Annotated in this window: 2 protein-coding genes; both read right to left on the bottom strand. The window is 44.3% G+C overall.

Going from position 1 to position 4546, the window contains the following annotated elements; translation table 11 throughout:
- Nucleotides 1-235: 235 nt before the first annotated feature.
- Nucleotides 236-2731, bottom strand: a complete 2496-nt coding sequence (locus FHS10_RS29180) for a M1 family metallopeptidase (protein ID WP_259097776.1) — start codon at nucleotides 2729-2731, stop codon at nucleotides 236-238.
- 263 nt (nucleotides 2732-2994) lie between these two features.
- On the bottom strand, nucleotides 2995-4278 hold the full coding sequence (locus FHS10_RS29185; protein WP_259097779.1) for a metal-dependent hydrolase family protein: 1284 nt from the start codon (nucleotides 4276-4278) through the stop codon (nucleotides 2995-2997).
- Between the last annotated feature and the right edge of the window lie 268 nt (nucleotides 4279-4546).

Below are 4546 nucleotides of genomic sequence, written 5' to 3' on the forward strand. Positions count from 1 at the left end.
CTTCGTTAAAAAGGTTAGCTAAAAAACACAATATGCAATTGGTTTAAAATCAATACATTAAGATATGTGTCATTGGCAGGAACGAAGGATCTTCTTCGCGCTGCTAATTGAAGACTTTTATAGCGAAGAAGATTCTTCGTTCCTCAGAATGACAGGGTAGAGATGATAACTTAAAAACAATCATCTGCACATTTGAAATCTGCACACCTGCACATCTACAATCTGCACATCAAAATCACTTCGCGTCGTTGATCTCTTTTATGGCTTCATCAGCAACTTTTACCGATGCATCATCACTCAATTTCTGGCGTTGTTCTTTTATGCCTGTAATAAACTGAACAACTATACCGGCGGCACCCTGGCTTTTGTAGGTAATACCAAAGGCTTTTATCTCACTGATGCCTTGTTGTGCATACTCCGGTTTTATAACCCTGCCGGCTAAGGCCGCATACTTGCGCATGCTGTTAAACTTAGCTTGGGGACCACTTTCATGATATTGCTGGTAAACAAATGGCCATTGTGCATCGCCGCCGTTGGTGGCATAAATGTCCAATATCGCAGCTGTAAGACCGCCTTTGTTGTCTTTTTCAAAGCCTTTAGCCAGCGTCATGGCCTGTGGGCCATCGACCAAGCCTATAGCATTTAGTGCTGCACCCTGCACCGCGTATGATTGGCTGCTCAACGCTTGTTTAAATATATTAAGGTTGCCGGATGCTTTTAAACTGCCCAATGCTTTGATAGCAGCAGCACGGGTTAAAGTGTTATCATCGGTTTGTGCCATTTGAGCCAGGATTGGCTGGGCGGCATTACGGATAGCATCGTTATCAAGCTTTAATGTTCTGATGGCTTTACTGCGTAAACCGTAGTATTTATCCTTTAAGGCGGCTATCAAAATCTTTTGCCCGTCGTTATCGGTTTGTTTATCGGCAGCTGCGTTAATGGCTTCCAGCCTGTCTAAATAAAGCGGGGCGTTAAAGTATTGAAACGCGAATTCCTGTAAAGTTTTATGGTCTGTTTTTTTGGTAAGCAACACCTTATCGCCATCAACATTTACCAGGTTGGGTTTGGCATCCAGTTTAAAGGCAAGGGTGTCGTTTTGATCGTTCATCCAAATTTTATGGCGTGTTTTTTTGCCGCCGGCGTAAATGTCAATAGCCATTGGCAATTTAAAGATCTGACCATCCTGGCTTTGCTGCAGGTAAACGGTTTGGGTTTTGGTAGCATCATCCCATTTGTAGCTGATATCCAGTATTGGGTGACCGGCACCATAATACCATTGGTTAAAATACCAGTTAAGGTCGAGGCCGCTGGCCTCTTCAAAGGCTAAACGTAATTGTTGGGCCTCGCCATTTTTAAACGCGTTTGTTTTCAGGTAGATGTTTAATCCTTTAAAAAAGGCAGCATCACCTAAATAATTACGCAGCATGTTCAATATCCTGCCGCCTTTTTGGTAGGTAACCACATCAAACACATCTTCTTTATCGGCATAATGAAAACGAACCAGGTTTTTGGTGCGGGCATCCGGCGATTGCAGGTAATTTTGCATATCAATATAGTTATGCTCATCGGCTACATCTTTACCGTATTTATGCTCGGCCCAAAGAGTTTCGCTAAAATTGGCGAATGATTCGTTCACGGTTAAATTACTCCAGCTTTCGGCAGTAACATAATCGCCAAACCATTGGTGAAAAAGCTCGTGCACAATGGTGCTGCGGCCGTCATCATAATAGGCATCCAGCAACTCGCGCGCTGTTCCTTGTACATAAGCACCATGCAGTGTTGCTGACGTATTTTCCATTGCGCCGCTCACATAATCACGTACAACAATTTGCGAGTATTTATACCATGGGAAATCAACACCCAGGGTTTTGGAGTAAAACTCAATAGCCTCTGGCGTCATCCCGAAAATTTCTTTGGCGTATGGTGCATACTTGGGTTCCAGGTAATAGTTTACCTCTTTGTTGCGCCATTTATCCTTATAGATCTTGAAATCGCCAACGGCCATCATAAACAGGTATGGCGAATGTGGCAGATCCTGTTTCCAGGTATCGGTGCGGGTACCGTCGGCATTGTTTTTTTGCGATACTAGTTTACCGTTTGATAGCGTAACGTATTTTGATAATACGGTCATGCTGATCTCTTCGGTAGTTTTCTGGCTTGGCTTATCAATAGTAGGGAACCAGGCCGATGAACTTTCGGTTTCGCCCTGCGTCCATATCTGGGTTGGCTTGTCTTTTTCGGTACCATCAGGGTTAATAAAATATAAACCCTTGGCATCGTTGATGGCCGCGCTGCCTTTTACCTTCAGTTCGTTTGGTTTGGCGGTGTAATCTATATAAATGGTATAGCTTTCGTTGTTGTGGTAAACTTTATCAAGCTTAATGGCTACGCTAAGGCTATCCTGGTAAGTAAATTTCAGCGGGAAGTTTTTACCGTTTTTTACTACGGCAATGGTTTTTAAATCCATGCCCTTGGCATCTAACCTAAGGCTATCGGTTGGGTAAAAATGTGGCTTTAAGGTAACCCATTCTTTGCCGTACATATAGCGTTTTTTGTAATCGAAACGTACATCCAGTTTGGTATGCACCAGGTCGTTAACTTTTGTTGGTACGCCACGGTAAATTTTTAGGGCGGGATCTTCGGGTTGTGGCGTTTGTGCCTGTGAAGAGGTGAAAACTGCCGCAAGCATGCATGATAACAGCAGTGTCGAAATTGGTTTCAGATCAGTCATATATAGAATTAGTAGTAAATAAACGTTTGCCGGGCGGTCTCCATTATACACCCGCCATGCAAAAAAGTTTTCGGGGTTAAAATACGTATGACGCTTCAACGCATTTTATGTTACCGTAAACGAAAATTATTTGCTGCTATAAGTTTGTTGTTCAATTGATGGCAAACGCCTTATTAGTCGGCATATGGAGCAAGATTTTTAGCCCCGGTGTGCGAAACACCGGGGCTAAAAATATCAACAGGCTGTTTAAGTTAGCGGTACTTTTAATTTGCGCCAAAGTATATTTTCCCCTCTTTCATAATAAAGCTTACGTTTTTCATGGCTTTTATATCAAGTAAGGGGTCGCCGTCAACAGCAACGATATCTGCAAACTTCCCTTTGCTGATGCTGCCAATTTTCGCGCTCATGCCCAGCAGGTCGGCGGCGCTGCTGGTTGCGGCTTTTATGGCTTCTATAGGTGGCATGCCGGCCTCAACCATGTACTGAAATTCAATATAATTTTTGCCATGCGCATATACCCCGGCATCGGTGCCAAAGGCAATTTTAACCCCGGCTTTATAAGCTTTGGCAAAAGTTTGCTGTATTTGGGGACCGATTTCAAGTGCTTTGCGGGCAATTACCGGCGGAAAGAAGCCCGGGGTACGGGCCGAATCGGCAACTGATTTGCCAGCAATAATGGTAGGCACATACCAGGTACCGTACTGTTTGGCCAGTTTAATATCTTCATCATCCATAAAGGTACCATGCTCTATGGAGGTTACGCCACCCAGTATCGCCCTTCGTATACCTTCGGCGCCATGGGCGTGGCAGGCCACCTTAAGACCATAATCTTTTGCTGTTTCTACAACGGCCTTTATTTCATCAATGCTGAATTGCGCGCCCGATCCATCCTCGCTTAAATCCAGTACCCCACCGGTAGATGCTATTTTGATCACATCAGATCCTCGCTTAAATTGAAGCCTTACCGCTTTTATCAGCTCGTCTTTACCATCAGCTACGCCTTCATCCGGGCCGGGGCGATGGTTAAAGGCATCATCCCTGAACCCATCAGATGGATCCATGTGGCCGCCACTGGCTGATATCGCCCTGCCGGCAGTTATAATCCTGGGGCCATCAACAAGTCCCTGCCTTATTGCCTTGCGCAGGCTGATATTTACGCCCGTGCCACCAAGGTCGCGCACGGTGGTAAAGCCAGCCATTAGGGTGCGTTTAGCATATACCGATGCCCGGTAAGCAACATCAGCATCGGTTAATGTAAAACCTTCTATAGCGGAATTTTTATTGAACTCAGATTCGAGGTGTACATGGCAATCAATAAGGCCCGGCATTACCGTTTTGCTTTGCAGATTGATGAGTTTATCTGCCCCGGTACCGGATGTGTATCCTTTTTGTATATCGATGATGTTTTTGCCCTCAACAACAATGGTTATTTGAGTTTGCGCAGTCGCCGATGTTCCGTCAATTAACTTGCCGCATTGAATATAAGTTTTTTGGGCGAAGGCCGCTTGCGCGAAAAGCATTGAAATGAAGAGTAGTTTTTTTTGCATAAAGATATATGGTTGATTACAAGCCAATTTAAGATTTTTTATTGAAGAATATAGCCATGCGTATCGACAATGGAAAATACCGCTGCCTCAATTTACTTTGCTTTTAGATGCAAAAAACTAAAGGCTATTGGCGCTACCGGTTCTCGAATCTGGTCAGCAATGATGATGGTAACCTGACTCGTCCGGGAAAAACTATACACTAAAAAGAAGTGTATGAAAACAGAAGACGATCAAACAGCGCCCATAATTCGCTTTCACGAGCGGGGCC

It is taken from the genome of Mucilaginibacter dorajii (assembly GCF_024808255.1).
In the GTDB taxonomy this organism is placed as follows: Bacteria; Bacteroidota; Bacteroidia; order Sphingobacteriales; family Sphingobacteriaceae; genus Mucilaginibacter; species Mucilaginibacter dorajii.

Bases quoted from the DNA above. Each gene is read 5' to 3' on its own strand.
- FHS10_RS29180 (WP_259097776.1), bottom strand. From the start codon at position 2,731: ATGACTGATCTGAAACCAATTTCGACACTGCTGTTATCATGCATGCTT.
- FHS10_RS29185 (WP_259097779.1), bottom strand. From the start codon at position 4,278: ATGCAAAAAAAACTACTCTTCATTTCAATGCTTTTCGCGCAAGCGGCC.